This is a genomic window from Microvenator marinus (genome assembly GCF_007993755.1).
Taxonomy (GTDB): Bacteria; Myxococcota_A; Bradymonadia; order Bradymonadales; family Bradymonadaceae; genus Allomicrovenator; species Allomicrovenator marinus.
In genome coordinates this window covers 5,252,657-5,270,863 of the sequence record NZ_CP042467.1, presented here as the reverse complement: position 1 = coordinate 5,270,863, position 18,207 = coordinate 5,252,657, and the positions used below count along the sequence as shown (strand labels likewise).

The window sequence follows — 18,207 nt, the reverse complement described above, 5'->3', positions numbered from 1 at the left end:
AGTCAAAAATGGGAGTCATTTTTCAAATCAACCCAACCGAATCGCCGGAAAGGTTTGAAATTTCCGTCCCGGAAACATGGGGTCAAGGCCGTGCGGTCTACGGCGGCTTAGCGGGAGCCTATTTGATGATGGGCGCCACTGCAGGCGTTTCTGGGTCGGCGCGCTCGGCCACCATCTCGTTTGTTGGCCCGCTTGAGTCGGGCCCCGCTACCCTCAAGCGCCGGGTCTTGCGGGAGGGCTCTTCGATGACCCATCTGCAGACGGAGATTGAGCAAAACGGGGAAGTCAAAACAATAGGTCTTTTCGCGTTTGGTGAGGCGAGGAAAACCGGGCTTGATATCGTGTCAGAACCTCTAGTTCTTCCGGCCCCTGACACCCTTCACACAATCGACTTTGGTCAGGGACTCGCCCCGGAGTTTACCTCCCATTTTGAGTACAAATGGTCAGGTGATGCGTTCCCGCTGAGCGGTGCAGCAGCGCGTGCACAAGGTTGGGTTCGGTCCAAGTCCGAACTTGAGTTTCTCTCCCCTGAAGCGCACTCCATGCCCGCATCCATACTGGCGCTAATCGATGCGTGGCCACCCGCCATTTGGTCCGCGCTGACCTTCCCCGCAAGAGGAAGCACGGCCACCTGGTCGGTTGCGTTTACTCCAGACGCTCACACGACCATCGCCTCCACGGAGTGGTTTTCGTACGACGCAAAGACGACCTTTTCTCAAGAAGGATACGCCGACACCGAGGCGACCTTTGGGGACGGCCAAGGTAGAATCTTGGCAAAGTCCAGACAGGTTTTCTCTGAATTCTCAAAGGCGTCGGCTTAGCGAAGACCCTTGAGAATAACGCTGTCTTAGCCTAAGGGGGCATTATGAATCCTACAGAAATTGAATGGTTAAAGAGTTTTGAGATCGATTGGGCCCTCTTTTTTGAGAGCGCGGCCTGGATTGCGGGAGTGCTCGTCATCGCCGCTATCGCGCACCTGATTGCGAGCCGCCTGATACTTCGTGGCATCAGCAAATTGGTGAAACGAAGCAGCATCTGGTGGGACGATGTGATCGCGGAGGAGAAGGTTTTTGAGCGCCTTGCGCCCATTGCACCCGCACTTGTAATCCGCTGGGGAATGGTCTTTGTACCAAATCTCGGAGAAGACATTGTCGATCTGGTTCAACGGGTTGTTGTGGCCACAATCGTCATGGTTGTGGCTCGCGCGGCGAGCGCATTCTTGGGTGCGGTCAACGCGATCTATGCCAAGTACGAAGTGGCACGTGGCAGGCCGATCAAGAGTTATATCCAGGTCGTTCAAATCGCGGTTTATCTCTTCGCCCTTATCTATGCCGTCGCGGCGTTGATGAACGAGTCCCCGTGGTACTTCCTCACCGGTCTTGGCGCGATGACCGCCGTGTTATTGGTAATCTTTAGAGACACACTGCTCTCATTGGTGGCGGGTGTGCAGCTTACCAATAACGACCTCATTCGAGTCGGGGATTGGATCGAAATGCCCAATTTTGGCGCCGATGGCGACGTGGTGGACATCGCCCTGAACGTGGTGAAGGTCAAAAATTGGGATGGTACGATCACAGTGATTCCAACCCATAAATTCCTGGAGCACTCATTCAAGAACTGGAGAAATGTGTTTGAGGCTGGCGGCCGCCGAATCAAGCGCAGCCTACTCATCGACATGAACACCATCCGTTTCCTGAGCGAAGATGAAATCGAAAAATTCTCGAAAATCCAAGTTCTTCACGAGTATATCGAACGGAAGAAGGAGGAGCTCAAAGAGCACAATGCCAAATTGCCCGAAGGTGCCCAGGAGCTCATGGTGAACAAACGGTGGCTCACCAATGTTGGCACCCTTCGCGCTTATCTTGTGGCTTACTTGCGCACCAACCCTCAGATACACGAAGAGTTCTCGTTCCTTGTAAGACAGCTTCAGCCCACGGAATCGGGACTACCCATTGAGATCTATGTGTTCTCCAAAGACACACGGTGGGCCCATTACGAAGCGATTCAGGCCGATATCTTCGACCATCTCATGGCAGTCCTCCCCGAGTTTGGTTTGAGGGCATTCCAAGCGCCCGCTGGACGAGACTTCGAAGCTCTTAACCGCAGCATCCTCGCCGACCACACTTCGAAGCAACTTCCGGATTGAAGTGTTCTTCGAGGAAGCCAATCGTAAAGGTTTCGGCGGCAATTTCAGGCTCGATCTCCAAGACCTGTCTCATCCAATACTGCACGATCATATCGTCCGTAGACGGCGCAATCTTAGTCAGTAGCTCGGCAACGAGCTCACGCTCGTAGAGGTTCCAAAGTCGGGTGCATACCTGATCGATGGAGTCGGCACGGGTCGCTACTGGCGTGGCGCAGAGCATGCGGGAGAGCTTGGACAAATCGCCGTCCTTTCTGGCCTGACGAATCATCGAGTCCACGCCTCGAGGTCGTACCATCGGCACAACCAGGGCCACCAAAACCACAATCCCAAATAAAGTCGCAAATGTTGTCGTCATTTCTCAATCTCCGCCAGAATCAAGTCTGGCACAAAGAAGTGATTAACACTAATCGACGGGTTATGGCCACTGGCGGGCTTGTGCGGATAGATCGTCCGAGTTCGCGTACAATACACGTCAAGCCGCGTGTAACCAGCCTGTTTTGCGCACAAACTCCACGGCGCCCTCAGCGGCTTTCCGAGACGAGGTTTCGGGCGAGGCTCGGACGGCCGAAGCCCCTGCCCTGACTTCTCGTGAACGTACTTAAACCCCGCATGATACGTGTTGTAAGCGGTAGCTCGCAGATCATCCACGGAGAGCGCATTTTCCTCGGTGAAGAGCAGGATGAACCCCGCGCGGGCGTACCCTTTGAACACCTCGACCATGGTTTCGTCGCTTTGGTTTCGAACCTCGTGAAAACCATTGCCGACCATCATCACAGCACCGTATGTGGCCACGCCGGCTGCCTGCATCTCGGCGATCAGAACCTCCGGCTTTCCAATGTCCGCGTGCCGGACAAAAAACATGTTCGCAGGAAGCCTCCCAGCTTGCTGCTCCACGATAGCCGCGTCGATCGCCGCGTCTTCGAGGTCAGCGCCCACGTATTGAAGTCGGTCGCCGTCGCGTTGAAACCGCTGCCGCGTGGCTTCCCCTCTGCCGATGGCGTGTTCCACAAAGACCTGAAATTCAAAGCCGGTGTCGGCTCGAAACTTATCCAAGGCATCGTTGGCCTTCTTGAAGGTTCCGGCGTTCGCATCTTGAGACGCACCCACATTGGCGCTCCGTTCCACCCAAACGGACTCACACCGGTTTAAAAGAATATCCGCGCTTCGCTCCATGTAGCCGTTGTAGGTTTCGATGATTCCAAAAGGCCCTGGCGCACGCGCGAAACCACGGGCGCCAAGCGCCGTGACCGTCTCACCGTCTAACCACCCAGCACATTCGAGAATCCGTTGCGCGCTCTGAGCAACGCGTGGATGGCCGGCACGTAACGTACCGAGATGTGCGCCTTGTTCAAAACCGCTGAGATCCATGGACGCCCGCATAGCGAGCACGAGTGGGACCAAACGATAGCCGATCTCAATCTCTTCGAGCGTCGGAATCCAGTGATTTTGAACGGTCTGCTTCGACTCCTCAAGATTCTGTCCAAGCGATGCCAGGAGGTCTACCTCGGAAGGACTCATCGTTTCTGCCCGAAGCGCACGTTCCCAGATGCGAGTCAGCGCCGCAGGATGCCGTTCTACAATGCGCTGATACTCGCGCACTCTATCGTGGCCTGCGATTCTGAAACTCTCGTCGTATTGTTCCACAACACCTCGGGCCAGGAGAAAGTGAAGATCCGTCTCGAGCTCCGAGGGATTCAGTCGAACACCATCCACCCACGTCTCCGCCGGGTAGATTGCCTCACCCTCCAAAAGCCTTTGGTAGAGACCAAGCTCGTTAAATGTTCTGAGCACGTGGCGCATCAACCAGAGGTCGGTCGGCGCAGTAATACACGCTGTCTTGACGATTTGTTCGGCAACTTTAATCGCCCTCGCGCGGTTTTCATCGGCCTCCGGTTTGAGACGTTCTAGAATTTCGAGAACACGCGTTCCGGCCGTGAACAGATGCGGAACGCGGTCGCGAAACGTTTCCCACGCCTCTTGTTCAAAATACGGGTAGCCGGCGCTCGAGACGCCACACGGAAAGCTCAAGACCTCGATTAACGTACTCTCTAACTTCTCCATGATTCACCCTTTTGTAGACGCTCAGAAACAGTGCGTTGCCCCACAAACCCGTGCGGCACGAACCCTTTTGGCCATATAAAGCAACCTATATGAGCAATGAAAAGGAGGCAATCATGTCTAAAAATGCAGTGTTAAGTGTCAGTCCAATGGGATTTCCGTGGCAAACTCAAGACCCATTCTTGTTTTGCGTACACCACCTGGATTTCTATCCCGAAGGTGACGAAAAAATGGGCCCCAAGGCATCTGTGTCGGGACGAAACATCGGTTCGGATTTTTCGAACAAAGACGGCTGGTCCATGTACCATGGGCAGGACGTCCCGGGCTTTCCGATGCACCCGCACCGCGGATTCGAGACGATCACGATCGCCCGAAACGGATTCATCGACCACTCGGATTCCCTTGGTGCAGCAGCTCGATTCGGAAACGGTGACGTGCAGTGGATGACCGCTGGAAGCGGTGTCGTGCACTCGGAGATGTTCCCATTGGTCAATAAGGACAAGGAGAATCCAACCGAACTCTTTCAAATTTGGCTCAACCTTCCTCGCAAGAGCAAGATGGTCGACCCGTACTTCACCATGTTCTGGAAGAACACCGTGCCTCGTAAGACCATCGAGGATACGGAAGGAAGGCGAATTGAGCTGGTTGCAATTGCCGGTGCTGTAGAAGGGCTTGAGCCCCCTACTCCGCCGCCAAACTCTTGGGCATCTGACCCAAAAGCAGATATCGCGATTTGGACGTTGAAGCTCGATGAAGGTGCCAAATGGACCATCCCCGCAGGTCCAGAAGGCGCCAATAGAACCGTCTACTTCTTTGTGGGCGAAAGCCTGAGTGTAGACGGTCAAAAACTGAGCAAGGGTCAGCTCGCAAAGGTAGACCCGACGCAAGAGATCGTCATCGAGAACGGTGCCGCTCTCGGAGAAGTTCTGATTCTCCAGGGGCGTCCGATCGGCGAGCCGGTGGTTCAGCACGGGCCGTTCGTGATGAATGAGCCACAGGAGATTCGTCAAGCGATGATCGACTACCACCAAACGGGCTTTGGTGGCTGGCCGTTGGCCATCATACGGACCTGTTCATCCACGTGAGCAAGAACGTTTTGCGCGCCACCCGGATGGTCGGGTCGAGAACGCGGAGTAGCTCAGCTCAGGTCCTGAGCGAGCAGGTCCGCAGCCCGAAGCGCCATCGACATGATGGTCACCTGAGGGTTCACGCCGAGCGAGCTCGGCACACTTGCCCCATCCACCACGTAGAGGCCTTCGGTACCAAAGACTTGGTGCCGAAGGTCCACGACTGCCGATTTGGCGGAAACGCCCATCGCGCAGGTTCCGAGCGGGTGAAAGGCCATCGGGCTCAAATGCCACGGCTTGATACCCTCGGAAGATAGCGCTCTTGCGTGGTCCACGGACGCGATATCTCCCAGACCTCGAACCCCGATATTGATGCGTTCTGCCCCGCCCGCGAGCATTATCTCGCAAAGATTGGCGAGCCCAATCTTCATTAAACTAAGGACGTCGGGGGTAATCTTGTAGGTCACGATCGGCCGCCCACCAGGGCCTCTTCTCACTGTTCCGACGCCTCGATCGCGAACCATAAACCCAAACTGCCCAACCCGATTCACCGAGTCCATCCAACTATTCAACGCGTCGTTGTACTCCCCGAGCGCAGCAGCCATGAGCCCAGGAGGCACGTAGAAGCCTTCATATCGGATCCGCGAATCACCGACACCGTGCACGCCATAACTTTGAGGAATGGCTCGCCACGGCTCGCCCAGGGAATGCGGGAATTCGGCGATGACACCGAGCGCCGGATGAACCGAGAGGTTCTTGCCGAGAGCAGGGAGATTGATCCCGCTTTCCTGTAGAAGAATAGGAGATCCAAAAGTCCCGCAAGAAATCACAACGGCACGCGCCTTGATCCTAAGTTCTTTGTGTACGCCGAACTCATCTAGCCCGCGCGCTACAACACCCACAGCCTTGTCGCCGCGCATCAACACACGAGCTACTCGAAGCCCTGTAAAGCACTGTGCCCCCGCCTTGAGCGCACGCGGAACCCATGATTGATCGGTAGAGCGCTTGGCCCCGGTTGGACACCCAAGCGTGCACAGACCCTGACCATCACACCCCGGAGCATTTCTAGGAAGTGGCCCGTGCTCGAGTTCTGGAAATCGGTCTCTTAAGTGTTCGGCACCCACTGCAACCCGCCCTGCAATAGCACCGAGCCACGCATCTTGAGCAGGTGCAATCCCGAGCTCACGCGCCACCTTTTGGGTCCACTCACTGAAATTGTCCGGTTCGAAATCGGAGCCAAATCCCAGTTCACGCCACTCTTTGAGCACGGCATGTGGCGTGCCAAAACTCGTTCCTGAATTGATCACCGTGGTTCCACCCACAACTCGGCCGGTTGGCACCATCAGCGGAGCATTTGATACGATCGTCGAAAGCCCTGAATCTCGCCAGAACTTGGAGATCCGTGTCTCGAGTTCGCCCGAAAAGTCCGCCCGATCTGCCCATCTCCCCTCCTCGACCAGGGCCACAGCAAATCCCTTCTCGGCAAGTGAGGCCGCCAAAGGGGCACCACCGGCGCCCGTTCCTACTACCACCACATCGCACTCGATGGTGGACTCGTTCTCCAGGACCTCGGGTCCCACGAGCTGTTGGTGCCAACGTTCTCGGGGCTCGCGTACCGGGTTGTCGTACGCTGGTACCCCGATGGCATCGAGGTAGTCGGGTCTTCCGAAATGACCGATCATGATCGGTAGAGACACCACTCTTTTGAGCCCATCAGATCTGAGAGCGTTGTATGCGTGGAGCGCTGCCCAGTAGCCCTTTTGTGCATGAGGCGGAAGTTGGGAGATGAGCTTTAGGGTTCGGCTCAAAGTCTTTTCGGACACCGCGGGGACCTTGGCACCAGCCGAGATAAGCTCTTCCATAGCCATCCTCAGTGCCTCGACATCTTCCGGTTCAGGGCCCGCAGCGATTGGAAGATGTCGCGCCGATGTGCCGGCTTGGGGTGAGCCTAGAAAGCTCATGAGGTCCCTCAGGTCGAACTCAAGGTAGCCGCTCCCGACGAGGGAACTCTCGCAGAAGACTTCACAATTGAGATGCGTCATCCCGAGCAAGCGCCTCGTAATCCCCAGATCTTTGCGGCCTTCAATACGACATTTCCGGCCTTCGTGGTCGTCAAACCGAAGCTCGTACTCAAGCGTTTTCTTGCGTAAAAAAGAGATTCTCAACTCACCGGACAATGGCAAATCATCCGCCCAAGAGTCTATGTGAATCACACCGTCTAGCCGAATGACTCCGTCGTTGAAAGCCTCGATTTGGGGCACCTCGCAGGCAAGCCAAACCGTGGCCTTCATCGGCTTGTGGTCAATTCGGAACTCCCCCGACATCGTCTCAAAAAAGGTAAATCCCATAACTTCCTCAGATGACGGGTTGAACGCGTGGTTCAGGACTAGGCTGCAAGAACTCGAGCGCGCCAACGTGCTCGGACGAACACTCAAAGCCGTCGGCCCCTCTTGGATTTACAACCAGCCGTGCGCGAGCCGTCTTTGAGTTTAGGCAGTACGCGAGCGATCCATCTGGGTTGTAGTAGCCGAGGCAGACCATGCGTTCGGGCACCGCCACAAGGGTAAGGAGTGCGTGACCCTGGGCGCCACGCATCTTAAGTGTCCACGTTGGGAAGTCGATTCGACCATCTTGTCTCCAAAGGTCTACGAGGCGGTCAAATCGGTATTCCACGAGCTTTCCAAGGTTTAGTCGGCGCACGACTAACATGGAGAGCTGCAGGCTCTGCCACGAGCCGATCTTGATCTCGCCTGAGGCTCCCTCCACATAGGTATGCGGCTCGCCCGCCGAATCCGTAAAGATTGCTTGCCCCCATGCGTACTTGGCGGCGTGTGAGGCGCCCCAGTTATGTCCCTGAGAGCCAAGCCAGTTCTGGACCTCAATCTGGCGTTCACCCACCCGAATGGTACCCGAGAACCTGAGGACTGGCGCAGGTGTTAGGAGTTTGTTCTTTGGAATTGGTGCATCCACAAGACGTCTTGTGGGAAGCATGCAGAGCGGTTGTCCAAGTTCTTGGACGACCTCGAACCGAAGGTCCCACGCAAGGGTGATGCCTTGGGTCACTTCGCCCGTAAGCGATCCACCGGCGTTCCCAAACTCCGCGCAAGAGCGGCCCACTTTGAGCTTTTGCCCGTTCGGAGCAAGAGTGGCCCCTTGAAGGGCGAAAGTTTCTTTTGCACCAACGCAATTCTCGGCCTCAAAGACCGAACACCAAACTTCGGCCACGTGATTGCCATCTGCACGAAGCAAGGTGGTGAACTTTACCCAGATTGCCGTGGGGGAATCGGGCGCCACGCATCGAAAAAACCAGGATTCGACCCCGGGCTTGAGCTGCCTTTGACGATTATCTTCTCTGAACTGGCTCATTCGTTTTCCACGTTGTTCGCTGCGCTGGTCAACTGGTCATACCACTACGAATATCCACTTATGACTCGTGAGTCAATCACATTAAGTCCGGGCTTCTTGACCGACCGATTTTCCGGCATGATACGCCCGCCACTGAATTGGAGTTCCAATGACGAATACAAACTTTCCAAACACACGAATGAGGCGCATGCGGCATGACGAATGGTCCAGACGGCTCATGCGCGAGAATCGACTGACCACGGACGATTTGATCTGGCCAATCTTTGTGCTCGAAGGAAGTAACCAGCGCGAAGCAGTTCAGTCCATGCCAGGAGTTTGGCGACAATCGATCGACCTCTGGCTAAAAGATCTTCAAGAGGCGGTAAATCTGGGTATCCCGGCGGTTGCGCTCTTCCCCGTGGTTCCAGTCGAGAAGAAGAACGAAGAGGCTACCGAAGCCATGAATCCAGACAACTTGATGTGCCGCGCAGCCCGCGCCATCAAGGAAGCTTATCCCGAGCTCGGACTTATTGGTGACGTGGCCCTTGACCCTTACACTTCGCATGGCCAGGACGGTCTGGTTGTCGACGGTTATGTGGTCAACGACCCAACGATCGATGTCTTGGAAAAACAATCCGTCGTTCAAGCTCAGGCTGGATTCGACGTGATCGCGCCAAGCGATATGATGGACGGGAGAATCGGCCGAATTCGCGCGGCTCTCGACGACGCTGGGTTCGAAACCAAGACCCGGATAATGGCCTACTCCGCAAAATACGCGTCGGCGTTTTACGGTCCTTTCCGAGACGCTGTGGGCTCGAAATCGAGCCTCGGAAAGTCGGATAAACGCACCTATCAAATGGATCCGGCAAACACCGACGAGGCGATTCGAGAGGTCGCGATGGACCTTGCCGAAGGTGCAGATATGGTGATGGTAAAGCCGGGGATGCCCTACTTGGATATCGTGCGACGGGTGAAGGACGAGTTCGGATGCCCAACCTACGCGTATCAAGTCAGCGGTGAGTACGCGATGCTCAAGGGTGCTGCAGAAAATGGGTGGCTCGACGGTGATGCTTCGATGATGGAAGCGCTCCTCGCGTTTAAGCGAGCCGGTGCCGACGGCATCTTGACCTATTTCGCGCTCGAGGCAGCGCGCCTTCTCAAGAGCCAGTCATGAGCACATTTTGGGATAACCTGCTGACCGAAGAAGATAAGATGATTCGGGAAAGCGCAAAGCGGTTTGCGCTCAAGGAAATTCGCCCCTTTGCCTACGACTGGGAAGAAGCCGGCGAGTTTCCAAGAGAGCTCTTTACCAAAGCTGCAAAGGCGGGAGTTCTAGGTGTGGGGGTCGATCCCGAAGTCGGAGGAAGTGGTGGAGGTGCAAGCTCTATCGTCATGACCATCGAAGGCATGATGCACGGCGGCTCGACGGGCGTTTGCGTGGGACTGGGCTCGCTTGGGATCGCTCTTCCTCCAATCGTTCAGTCGGCCGACGACTATCTAATCGAAAAGTACGCGCGCCCTGCCCTTGCCGGCGAGAAAATCGCGGCGCTTGCGATCACCGAGCCGGGCACGGGAAGTGATGTTGCGGCAGTGAAGACGAAGGCCGTGCTCGATGGCGATCATTGGGTGGTCAACGGCGCGAAACTCTACATCACGTCCGGGGTTCGGGCGGACTTTGTGGTCGCCCTCGTCCGAACCGACGAGGATCCACATGGTGGGCTCAGTTTCTTGGTGATCGAGCGAGGCACGCCGGGTTTCGAAGTGTCTAAGGCCCTGAAGAAAACAGGCTGGTGGGCCAGCGACACCGCAGAGTTGATCTTCGAGAATGTACGAGTACCGGCAAAGAATCTGGTGGGTGATAAAGGAGGCGGCTTCTTTACGTTGATGCGGAACTTTCAAACAGAGCGCCTCGCGCTCGCGGCCTATGGCGTGGCGACGGCTGAGCTCGCGTTTGAAGAGGCCAAAGAGTGGGCGAAGCAACGCGAAGCCTTCGGTCGCCCCATCTCCAAGTTTCAAGTCAACCGCCATAAGCTCGCCGATATGGCCACGCGCATCGCGATGGTCAAGACCTTTGTCTATCAACTCGCAAGGCGACTCGATGACGGTGAATACCTCGTCACGGAAGTCTCGATGGCGAAGAACCAAGCGGCCGAGCTCGCCGTGGACGTGACCTACGATGCGGTACAGCTCTTTGGAGGCATGGGATATATGCGTGAATCTCTGGTTGAGAGACTTTCAAGAGACGCACGGCTTCTGCCAATTGGTGGCGGCACCCAAGAGGTTATGAAGGAGATTATCGCTAGAAATCTAGGCTTCTAGTGGGTCTAGATCGCTTTTGAGAACCCCTTCTGTGCGGCCCGATAGGTATCGAAGATCGCCGCAATATTTCTGACAAAGAAGCGCCCCACAGGGGTGACCTGAAGCGTAGAGCCTTCCAATTCTACAAGTCCCTTGTCCTGCATCACTCGCAATTGTGACCATTCGTCTTGGAAATCATCTGCACTCCACCCGTAGGCCCCGGAGAGTGCGTCGAGGTCTAGTTTGGCTGAGCACATGATGGCCATGATGATGTCGCGGCGAAGCGCGTCTTCTTCGCTCAAGACCACCCTTTTGATGACTGGAAGAGCGTCAGAATCGATCGCTGCCTCCCAGTCTTCGAGCTCCTTGGCGTTCTGAAAATACTGTCTGTCGGTTTGCGAGATACTCGACATGCCGAAGCCGTGAATCTCAACGCCAGCCTGAGTGCTATAGCCTTGGAAGTTTCGCCTCAAAGTTTGGTCGTTAAGGGCTTTGCTCAACGAGTCTTCAGGGAGCGCAAAGTGGTCCATCCCGATATGTACATATCCCGCATCGTCGAGCTTTTGCGCGGCCAGGAGGAAGAGCTGAATTTTCTCATCGGCGCTCGGCAGCCCGTATCTGGTCTCAAGGATCTTCTGAGCCGGTGCCGCCCATGGAACGTGGGCGTAGCTGTAAATTGCCAGGCGGTCTGGCCTAAGGGCGATCACGTCCTCGATGGTTTGATTGAAAGACTCAAGCGTTTGAACTGGGAGTCCGTAAATCAAATCCATGTTGATCGAGCCAAAGCCTGCGGCTCTTAGTGATTCCACCGCAGCTCGCGTCTGTTCGAGCGGCTGAATCCTATGAATCGCACGCTGAACCTTGGGGTCGTGGTCTTGAACGCCGAGGGAAGCGCGGTTGAAGCCGGCCTCAGCCAATTTGAAGGCATCCCCCTCATCGAGCGTACGCGGGTCGATCTCGATGCCGATTTCAGCGTCCTCGGCCCACTCGATGACCTCTCGTGTCATCTGCAGAAGCTCCGCCAACTCATCGGTGGTCATGAACGTCGGTGTACCGCCACCGAGGTGCAGCTGGGTCATCTTCCGGCCTTCAAACCAGGCCTTCTTTAGCTGGAGTTCCTTTCGAACTCTCTCGAGATAAACTCGGCTCTTGCTGCGGTCGTTGGTGATGATCTTGGTGCAGGCACAATACCAACAAAGGGACTGGCAGAATGGGAGATGAAAGTAGAGCGAAACGGGACCGTCTGGGCGCCGCGCGTTTTCGAACTCCACAACCTCCTGAGCCTTGCATTCCGTGAGGCTGAGCGCGGTTGGATACGAGGTATACCGCGGAACAGGGACGTCGAATTCTTTAAGGTGTTGAAAATCAATTTGCATGGGTGCCTCCGAGGGGCAAAACTAAACATCACGTTGAGTTCGCAAGTTCTGTACCGATGGGTGTCTTGGATTTAAGCCATTGGTTTTTCTACGGTTTGACTTCAGACAACCGAAGAAGAACGGAATATTTTTCGCCTGGCGCGTTAATTTTGCGCAAAGGTAGATTTTGATGGGAAAGTCTTGAACTTGAAGTGCTATGAAGATTTTGACGACATTGAAAACGGAGGACCAATGAAGAAGTTTTTTCCTTTGCTCTTGATTGCTGGATGCGCGACCACGCCGGCTGAGCCAACTGACGATGCAGCCGAATCCACGACCACTGACCTTGTGGCTCAGTGCGAAGCGGCCAAAAATGTATTCACTCAACGTCAGGAGCGCTTGTTGGCTACGAGCACTGCAGCACCAGATGTTTTTATTGGTGCGATCAACGAGTTTCAAGCTGAACGAGAAACGTTGAACGACTCGCATCCTTGCGCTGCCGAAGGCCCAGCCGTGGTGGAGCGGAACCAAACTTTTAGGGCGATGAAGTCGGGTGGCGCGAGCACGCTCGACGAGGCCACGATCAAGGCCGTACAACAAGCGGCTACCGACCTGGACGCCACGCAGAAACTCCTCGAGGCGCGCTTCGCGACTGGAGACGAGCCCAATGAAGTTCTTCGCCGCCTCGCTTCGGATTATTCGCGCACCAAAGTGAATCGGGAGTGGGAGGCTTTTCAGACGGCCGGTAGATACTCGGATCTGGGCGAAGCTGGAACCACGTGTATTTTCGGCCGACAGGAGTTTGATCCTCAGCAAGAGATGGAAAAACTCTACACCTACGTGTTTGGTGGCGGCGGCGATGTGCACGCGCTCTGCCGTGTACCGCTACCCGCCTCAAGATTTGCGGGTGACCCAAACTCTGCCGTCGAGATTCTATTGGACGATGATCGCGACGTGAAAAACGGTGTTTTGGCGACCGTCAAACTCGGGACGATAGAGGCCTTCAAAGAGACACAATTCTTCCGAGCGAGGTTTAGTCTTCCAGACTCTAGACTTCGGGCTGAAGAAGGAAAATCGGCGTACTATCACGTCAGTGTAAGGTTTGCTCGTCCCCAGATGGGCGATGAAACCCCAGTTTCCGACGGCTTCTTTTGGTGGAACGAATAGGCTACTCGTTTCTCTCAAACGAATCTTGCCTCAAGGGCTCGTTCAGAACGACGTCGTATCTGAGCCGCTTACCGACGTAGTACTCGATCCGGTCAAATGGAATCGGGTTTGATGGGAGTGCGCGCGGACTCGCGTCAGAGAACTTGTACATCTGACGCGTCAGGGCGGTGCCTTTGGAGATATCTTGCGTGGCGACCACGATTTTGACGGTCTCCTCCTCGACTCGGATCGCATGAAACGCGCCACCGGCCAGGACTCCCGCCAACAACGAGACACCAAAAAAGAGATTTCGAGCGGTCTTTCGAACCATGGTTTATGCCCTCAGAGCTTCCTCTATGGCGCACATTGCCTGGCACCCCATCACAGCCTTGCCATTCACAAAATAGGTGGGAACCCCTGCAACGCCTCGTTCGTAGCCTGCTGCACGATTCTGAATCACCTTTAGCTCGTACTGAGACGACTTCGAGGCGGCCAGGGCCAACTCACGGTTGAGCCCATGAGCCTGAGCAATCTCACCGAGGACCTCGTCGGACTCGATATCTAGCCCCTCTCTCCAATACGCGTTCATGATGGCTTCGCGTACCGGGCGGTGCTTTCCCTTCATCCGTGCGTATTCCGTCAGGGCATGGGCCTTCATGGTGTTGGGCAGCCGCGTAGGAATGTCTACGGGCTCAATCCCAAACTCAAGGCTTAAATCCTCAAGCCGCTTCTTGAATTGCCGAATCCCCTCCTCTGGAAAGAAGTCCTGGATGGGAATGCCTCCCCGAGGGATCTCTGGATGAAGCTCAAACCCCCTCCAACTCACGTCGAGGTCGGGATAAGCCTCCTGCAAAGATGCCAAAGTCGAAGCTTCGGCAATGAAGCAAAAAGGACAAAGAAAATCTGAAAATACTTCTATCGTAGACATGGATCGAATGACTGACTCCTAGTTCACAAGAGTCAGATGATCTGGAACAAACTGAGGTTGCAAAGAGTTTAACATGCTCGCGCATGGCGTAAACATTTAGTTTCGGCTAAGTGTAGAGACTAAGGGAGATGGATATGAGCCAGAATAAAGACACCAAGACAATCACGCGGAACCGTAAGGCGCTCCATAACTATTTTGTGGACGAAGAGTTTGAAGCAGGAATCGTGCTCCTTGGCTCCGAGGTGAAGTCCCTGCGCGATGCGCGCGTCCAGCTTACCGACGCCTACGCCCGATTCGAGAATAACGAGCTCTGGCTCGTCTCCGCCCATATCTCGCCCTACCCTTTTGCTACACACGAGAATCACGAACCCGAGCGCATTCGCAAACTTTTGATGAAGCGCCGTGAGCTGAATCGCCTCAGGCATAAGGTGGAATCGTCTGGCTACACTCTGATCCCGTTGGAACTCTATTTCAGCGGGAATCACGTCAAGGTCAGGCTGGGGCTTTGCCGGGGCAAGAAACTCTTCGACAAGCGCGAATCCGTGAAGAAGCGTGAAGCAGCACGCGAAATTGCCCGCGAGACCCGCGAAGCAAGGCGCGACTGGAAGAACTAGAGAATCAGGTAGAGATAGACGAGCGCGAAAAGACTCAGAGCCGCGATCCCAAACAAACTCAGGGCACGAAGCCAGCCTTTCGGGCGCAGCTCTTCTGGGACATTTTCGCGGTACATCGCGCGATGATTCAACACAGCAAGGGCGGGAGCCGTCAGAAACGAAAGTGTCGTTGCAATATCGATGAGCTGCGGAAGGCCCCTTAGGAAAAGATGCAGAATCAGCAAGGCACCGAGTGCCTGGACCAGAACGGTCACCCAATAGGCTCGACCGCCACTTCTGTCGGGGGTGTCCTGCACTTCCTCGCTCTGAAAACGATCGATGAGCGTTGTAATTGCCCGCGGGAACCCGTCCAAGACCGTCAGAGTTGTCGAGAACATCACGACGAGCGCACAAACGCCGATGAGCGGACGAGCCCACTCGCCTAAGGTCTGCGCGTAGAGGTCGAGAATCTGCGATGCAAAACCTCCCGCGCTTTCGGCAAAACTAATATCGGAGGCGTACATCACCCCCGCCCCCAGCAGAACAAAGCTCAACGCCAAAGCTACCGTCCCAAAGTATCCCACGTGGAAGTCCAAGATGGCTTCATGCGTATTCGCCTTGTGTTGACTCTCGTTGTTCTTGGCAAGGGTCCACAAGGAGTTCCAAACGGCCACGTCGATCGCCGAGGGCATCCATCCGATCAAAGCCGCCAAAAAGAGCGTGGTTTTAAGGTCGAAGTCGGCTGGCGCAATCCAAAACGGAATCTCGCCCCACGAGATTTTCGGGAGCACGAGGAGGGTTGCGAGTACGGTTGTGACGGTGAAAATCGCCACCAGAACCTTCACAATACGGTCCAGCCATTTGAACTTGCCGACCGCCAAGATGGCGGCACAGAGCGCCAAGATCACGCCAGAGATCACCACTGGATTTGACCCTAAACCCAAAGCGCTCGCCAATGCCGCGGTCACGACCGTAACGCCGGCTTGAACCGAGAACATGGTCCCGAGCGTGAGGAGTGCATAGAGCACGAGAGCCCATTTCCCCTGCCTTCGGTATCCCTCGAGCAGAGAAGTACCGGTGGCTGCCGCGTACTCAGGGCCAAACCGAAACGCGGGATACTTGATGAGGTTGGCCAATACGATCCATGCGATGAGGCCGAGCCCAAAGCTCGCACCAGCGCGCGTGGACTGAACCAAATGGCTCACACCCACTGCGGCAGCGGCAAAGATCAACCCTGGACCGATGGTCTTGAGAAGGTTTTCACGCATAAAAAAATCCACCTTGTGTGGTGGATTAGTGCACGAGAACGTCCGGTTTTTCCAGCGGATTATTGATATTCAGTGGCTGAAATCTGCTCGCCGTCTCGGTTGTAGTTGGTCCAGATGCCTACGCGCAGATTGTTTTGAAAGGCGCCTTCAGACTTGATGGCTCCGTTGGTGTGATAGCTCATCCAAATGCCTTCTTTTGTGCCGTATTCGTACCAGCCTTCCTGAGCGACATCGCCGTTTTGATGGTACCTGACATAGGGGCCGTGACGGTGGCCGCGATCTGTGGCGCACCAGGTCTCGCGCTCAGTCTGCCGCATCTCCGTGCGCGGTCCGCATTCGAGCTCTGGCAACTCCGGCTCTGGCTCTTCGATATGAATGACGACCGGCCTGTGGTGGTGATGAACCTCTCGTGTTCCCCACGAGTAGTAGCGCGGGCGCCAAACGTAGCGATAACCCCAGGTATGACCGTAGCGGCCGTATCTCACGTGCGTGCGGTGTCGATAGTCGCGGTGATGCACACGGCTTCTGTGATGTGTGACGTTATGTCTGTGCACAGGGCGGTGTACGACATGACCGGAGCGATGGGTCGTGGTTCGAGTCGTGCGCCTTTCGGTTCGGGTGTCCCTTCTGGCTTCGCGTTTATGACGTTTCCCAGCCTGTTTATGGGTGCGCTTTCCAGAGGTTCGAGAATCCCTCAGGATCTGCTGCGCCTCGGCGTCTTTGGCGCCGAACGTCAGAGTTGCAGGGAGTAACAAGCCAAGTGTGAGTAAGAAAATTATCGGTGCTTTCATACGTTGCCTTCCAAAATCTGGTTCCAAACGCTGAGACGCTAGGAGCATAACGAATATTCAAATCTCTGACCAATCGGCCCTGAAAAGACAAAAATTTCAGAAAGGGCTTGGTTTTAGGCTCAGTATGGGTAATATTGCAGGTGCGCATTAGACACGCGGGTTAGCCGCATGGACGCTCTGAAGCGCGTTCCCCTTTTTAGGAAATCCTACTCGCAGTAAATTAGTAAGCAGAGTGGGACCCATAGAAACAAAGGTCAGAAGTATGGCTCGACGGCGCCGAAGGAAGAGCGGCGGAAGCGGTGGTGGAAGTCAACTCCCTACTGTAAATCCAGAAGAATTGGTTCGTTTGCACGAGCGGCTATCCGATTATACCCCAGTACAACCTGATTCACGCATCCGTTTGGAGACAACGCGTGAAGAGTACGTGGGGCGAATGATCGACTTGATTACGCCGATTGGAAAAGGTCAACGCGTCCTCGTGACGAGCCCGCCGAAGGCGGGCAAGACCATGTTGCTCGAGAAAATCGCGAAAGCGGTTACTCAGAATCATCCTGATATTCATCAGATGGCGCTTCTCGTGGACGAACGTCCCGAGGAAGCTACAGATTTCCGTAGAAATCTTCCGATTCAAGTCTTTGCATCCACAACGGACAAGACTCCGAAGGAGCATATCGCCCTTACGGAATCCGTGTTTAAAGAGGCTCTCGAGCGTCTATTGGACGGCCAAGATGTCTTGATCCTCTTGGACTCGATCACTCGCCTAGCTCGCGCCTACAACACCGTCTACGCGAACTCGAGCCGCACACTCTCGGGTGGTGTTACGGCCGGAGCGCTCGATCGTCCGCGCCAGCTCTTCGGAGCGGCGAGGAACCTTGAAGAAGGCGGAAGCCTGACGATCATCGCTACTGCGCTGATCGACACGGGCTCGAGGATGGACGAAGTGATTTTCCAAGAGTTCAAAGGCACGGGTAATTGCGAGATCGTGCTTTCGAGGAAGTTGGCTGAGCGCAGACTTTGGCCTGCCGTGGAGATCGCTTCATCGGGCACGAGGCGCGAAGACTGCTTGTTTGACACCGTGGAAGTCGACCGCATCCCAATCCTGAGGCGAAAACTCTCCGATATGGGCGAGGTTGAGTCTTTGGAGTGGATGATCAAACGCACAAAACAGTCCCGAACAAACCTTGAATTGATCAAAGGGATGTTGAACTGAGT

Annotated in this window: 17 protein-coding genes; 8 read left to right on the top strand and 9 right to left on the bottom strand. The window is 55.3% G+C overall.

Annotated features, from left to right (window positions below):
• Nucleotides 1-8 precede the first annotated feature (8 nt).
• Both FRD01_RS21645 and FRD01_RS21640 read left to right on the top strand, forming a co-directional pair.
• Nucleotides 9-821 carry an acyl-CoA thioesterase gene (locus FRD01_RS21645; RefSeq protein ID WP_249755821.1) on the top strand — a complete coding sequence of 271 codons (813 nt, stop codon included), beginning with the start codon at nt 9-11 and terminating at the stop codon, nt 819-821.
• Between the two features lie 44 nt (nt 822-865).
• Complete coding sequence (locus FRD01_RS21640) at nt 866-2,146, top strand: mechanosensitive ion channel family protein (protein WP_146963019.1); 1,281 nt, start codon at nt 866-868, stop codon at nt 2,144-2,146.
• On the opposite strand, the gene FRD01_RS21635 is transcribed toward FRD01_RS21640, so the two are convergent.
• Together FRD01_RS21635 and FRD01_RS21630 are read right to left on the bottom strand one after the other, a co-directional pair.
• Nucleotides 2,097-2,501 (bottom strand): hypothetical protein, encoded by a 405-nt coding sequence (locus FRD01_RS21635; RefSeq protein ID WP_146963018.1) that lies wholly within the window; start codon nt 2,499-2,501, stop codon nt 2,097-2,099. The genes FRD01_RS21640 and FRD01_RS21635 overlap by 50 nt on opposite strands.
• Nucleotides 2,498-4,207: a hypothetical protein gene (locus tag FRD01_RS21630; RefSeq protein ID WP_146963017.1), complete on the bottom strand. Its 1,710-nt coding sequence runs from the start codon at nt 4,205-4,207 to the stop codon at nt 2,498-2,500. Before FRD01_RS21630 ends, FRD01_RS21635 begins: the two co-directional genes overlap by 4 nt.
• Before the next feature lie 113 nt (nt 4,208-4,320).
• Here FRD01_RS21630 and FRD01_RS21625 point away from each other — a divergent pair, with 113 nt between their 5' ends.
• Nucleotides 4,321-5,289 (top strand): pirin family protein, encoded by a 969-nt coding sequence (locus FRD01_RS21625; protein ID WP_249755820.1) that lies wholly within the window; start codon nt 4,321-4,323, stop codon nt 5,287-5,289.
• 53 nt (nt 5,290-5,342) lie between these two features.
• Here the strand turns inward: FRD01_RS21625 and FRD01_RS21620 are convergent, their stop codons facing one another.
• Nucleotides 5,343-7,619, bottom strand: coding sequence for a GMC family oxidoreductase (locus FRD01_RS21620; protein ID WP_146963016.1), 2,277 nt, complete (start codon nt 7,617-7,619; stop codon nt 5,343-5,345).
• A gap of 7 nt (nt 7,620-7,626) precedes the next feature.
• Entirely contained in the window at nt 7,627-8,637 is a 1,011-nt protein-coding gene (locus FRD01_RS21615) for a hypothetical protein (protein ID WP_146963015.1), read from the bottom strand.
• A 148-nt stretch (nt 8,638-8,785) separates the two neighbouring features.
• Here FRD01_RS21615 and hemB point away from each other — a divergent pair, with 148 nt between their 5' ends.
• Together hemB and FRD01_RS21605 are read left to right on the top strand one after the other, a co-directional pair.
• Nucleotides 8,786-9,790 carry a porphobilinogen synthase gene (gene hemB / locus FRD01_RS21610; protein WP_146963014.1) on the top strand — a complete coding sequence of 335 codons (1,005 nt, stop codon included), beginning with the start codon at nt 8,786-8,788 and terminating at the stop codon, nt 9,788-9,790.
• Nucleotides 9,787-10,935 (top strand): acyl-CoA dehydrogenase family protein, encoded by a 1,149-nt coding sequence (locus FRD01_RS21605; RefSeq protein WP_146963013.1) that lies wholly within the window; start codon nt 9,787-9,789, stop codon nt 10,933-10,935. The genes hemB and FRD01_RS21605 overlap by 4 nt, the downstream gene beginning before the upstream one ends.
• A 5-nt stretch (nt 10,936-10,940) precedes the next feature.
• Here FRD01_RS21605 and hemN read toward each other — a convergent pair whose 3' ends face one another.
• A complete protein-coding gene (gene hemN, locus FRD01_RS21600; RefSeq protein WP_146963012.1) occupies nt 10,941-12,290 on the bottom strand; it encodes an oxygen-independent coproporphyrinogen III oxidase in 1,350 nt (449 codons plus the stop codon).
• 231 nt (nt 12,291-12,521) lie between these two features.
• Between hemN and FRD01_RS21595 the strand changes: the two genes are divergently transcribed.
• Complete coding sequence (locus tag FRD01_RS21595) at nt 12,522-13,436, top strand: hypothetical protein (protein WP_146963011.1); 915 nt, start codon at nt 12,522-12,524, stop codon at nt 13,434-13,436.
• Nucleotide 13,437: 1 nt separating this feature from the next.
• Here FRD01_RS21595 and FRD01_RS21590 read toward each other — a convergent pair whose 3' ends face one another.
• Nucleotides 13,438-13,746 (bottom strand): SAF domain-containing protein, encoded by a 309-nt coding sequence (locus tag FRD01_RS21590; RefSeq protein ID WP_146963010.1) that lies wholly within the window; start codon nt 13,744-13,746, stop codon nt 13,438-13,440.
• A gap of 3 nt (nt 13,747-13,749) precedes the next feature.
• Nucleotides 13,750-14,343 carry a DsbA family oxidoreductase gene (locus FRD01_RS21585; RefSeq protein ID WP_146963009.1) on the bottom strand — a complete coding sequence of 198 codons (594 nt, stop codon included), beginning with the start codon at nt 14,341-14,343 and terminating at the stop codon, nt 13,750-13,752.
• Nucleotides 14,344-14,477: 134 nt separating this feature from the next.
• Here FRD01_RS21585 and smpB point away from each other — a divergent pair, with 134 nt between their 5' ends.
• Entirely contained in the window at nt 14,478-14,957 is a 480-nt protein-coding gene (smpB, locus tag FRD01_RS21580) for an SsrA-binding protein SmpB (RefSeq protein WP_146963008.1), read from the top strand.
• Here smpB and FRD01_RS21575 read toward each other — a convergent pair.
• On the bottom strand, nt 14,954-16,204 hold the full coding sequence (locus tag FRD01_RS21575; protein ID WP_146963007.1) for an NRAMP family divalent metal transporter: 1,251 nt from the start codon (nt 16,202-16,204) through the stop codon (nt 14,954-14,956). The genes smpB and FRD01_RS21575 overlap by 4 nt on opposite strands.
• Before the next feature lie 59 nt (nt 16,205-16,263).
• A complete protein-coding gene (locus FRD01_RS21570) occupies nt 16,264-16,995 on the bottom strand; it encodes a toxin-antitoxin system YwqK family antitoxin (protein ID WP_146963006.1) in 732 nt (243 codons plus the stop codon).
• A 262-nt stretch (nt 16,996-17,257) separates the two neighbouring features.
• On the opposite strand from FRD01_RS21570, the gene rho reads away from it, so the two are divergent.
• Complete coding sequence (gene rho, locus FRD01_RS21565) at nt 17,258-18,205, top strand: transcription termination factor Rho (RefSeq protein WP_146963005.1); 948 nt, start codon at nt 17,258-17,260, stop codon at nt 18,203-18,205.
• Nucleotides 18,206-18,207: the final 2 nt, after the last annotated feature.

Excerpts from the sequence above, each read along its gene's own strand:
- FRD01_RS21595 (WP_146963011.1), top strand. The coding sequence starts at position 12,522 with ATGAAGAAGTTTTTTCCTTTGCTCTTGATTGCTGGATGCGCGACCACG.
- rho (WP_146963005.1), top strand. The coding sequence starts at position 17,258 with ATGGCTCGACGGCGCCGAAGGAAGAGCGGCGGAAGCGGTGGTGGAAGT.
- FRD01_RS21640 (WP_146963019.1), top strand. The coding sequence starts at position 866 with ATGAATCCTACAGAAATTGAATGGTTAAAGAGTTTTGAGATCGATTGG.
- FRD01_RS21570 (WP_146963006.1), bottom strand. The coding sequence starts at position 16,995 with ATGAAAGCACCGATAATTTTCTTACTCACACTTGGCTTGTTACTCCCT.
- FRD01_RS21575 (WP_146963007.1), bottom strand. The coding sequence starts at position 16,204 with ATGCGTGAAAACCTTCTCAAGACCATCGGTCCAGGGTTGATCTTTGCC.
- FRD01_RS21635 (WP_146963018.1), bottom strand. The coding sequence starts at position 2,501 with ATGACGACAACATTTGCGACTTTATTTGGGATTGTGGTTTTGGTGGCC.
- FRD01_RS21630 (WP_146963017.1), bottom strand. The coding sequence starts at position 4,207 with ATGGAGAAGTTAGAGAGTACGTTAATCGAGGTCTTGAGCTTTCCGTGT.
- smpB (WP_146963008.1), top strand. The coding sequence starts at position 14,478 with ATGAGCCAGAATAAAGACACCAAGACAATCACGCGGAACCGTAAGGCG.
- hemN (WP_146963012.1), bottom strand. The coding sequence starts at position 12,290 with ATGCAAATTGATTTTCAACACCTTAAAGAATTCGACGTCCCTGTTCCG.
- FRD01_RS21615 (WP_146963015.1), bottom strand. The coding sequence starts at position 8,637 with ATGAGCCAGTTCAGAGAAGATAATCGTCAAAGGCAGCTCAAGCCCGGG.
- FRD01_RS21620 (WP_146963016.1), bottom strand. The coding sequence starts at position 7,619 with ATGGGATTTACCTTTTTTGAGACGATGTCGGGGGAGTTCCGAATTGAC.
- FRD01_RS21605 (WP_146963013.1), top strand. The coding sequence starts at position 9,787 with ATGAGCACATTTTGGGATAACCTGCTGACCGAAGAAGATAAGATGATT.
- FRD01_RS21590 (WP_146963010.1), bottom strand. The coding sequence starts at position 13,746 with ATGGTTCGAAAGACCGCTCGAAATCTCTTTTTTGGTGTCTCGTTGTTG.
- FRD01_RS21585 (WP_146963009.1), bottom strand. The coding sequence starts at position 14,343 with ATGTCTACGATAGAAGTATTTTCAGATTTTCTTTGTCCTTTTTGCTTC.
- FRD01_RS21625 (WP_249755820.1), top strand. The coding sequence starts at position 4,321 with ATGTCTAAAAATGCAGTGTTAAGTGTCAGTCCAATGGGATTTCCGTGG.
- FRD01_RS21645 (WP_249755821.1), top strand. The coding sequence starts at position 9 with ATGGGAGTCATTTTTCAAATCAACCCAACCGAATCGCCGGAAAGGTTT.
- hemB (WP_146963014.1), top strand. The coding sequence starts at position 8,786 with ATGACGAATACAAACTTTCCAAACACACGAATGAGGCGCATGCGGCAT.